A 530-nucleotide genomic window follows, 5' to 3' on the forward strand; every position below is an offset into this window, starting at 1 on the left:
AGCGCGTCGGTGCGCGGGGCGCCGGTGGACGGGTCCGTCCACTCGATCGTGCCCGTGGCCAGCCCGACGAAGTTCTCGACGGTGCGCGGCGCGTGGTTCTCGTACAGCTCGACCCGGATGTCACCGGCGGACGTGTGGATGGTCGCGAACATGGGGCCAGTCTGGCACCCGCCGCCGACGCCGCGCCCGGGCGTGCGCCGCACTTCGCCCCCGGCGAACCACCCCGCTGCACCGGGCGCACGCGCGCGGACGGTGGCAGAGTGGGAGGTCACAGCGTCGGGACCAGCCGAGACCAGTCCGGGAGTGGCAGATGACCCATCGTCCGAAGATCGACGTCGACACTGAACGACTCAAGGGGCACGCGGCCGACCTCGGCGCGACGCTCGCCGACGGAGCGAAGGACGCGGCCCACCGGGCGTCCGACGCCGCCGGTCAGGCGAAGGAGTGGACGACCCCGCGCATCGAGGCGTTCGTGGACTGGCTGACGCCGCGCGTCGAGCACCTCTACAAGGAGAGCGTGAAGACCGCCG

At 72.6% G+C, this 530-nt stretch carries 2 protein-coding genes; one reads left to right on the forward strand and one right to left on the reverse strand.

Annotated elements, in window-relative coordinates; genetic code table 11:
• Positions 1–152: peptidylprolyl isomerase (locus G3I71_RS46440; RefSeq protein ID WP_203733098.1), on the reverse strand; the 152-nt coding region annotated here is incomplete at its 3' end.
• Between the two features lie 158 nt (positions 153–310).
• On the opposite strand from G3I71_RS46440, the gene G3I71_RS46445 reads away from it, so the two are divergent.
• A partial coding sequence (locus G3I71_RS46445; RefSeq protein ID WP_203733096.1) for a hypothetical protein occupies positions 311–530 on the forward strand: 220 nt, incomplete at its 3' end.

It is taken from the genome of Streptomyces sp. SID12501 (assembly GCF_010550245.1).
Classification (GTDB): Bacteria; Actinomycetota; Actinomycetes; order Streptomycetales; family Streptomycetaceae; genus Streptomyces.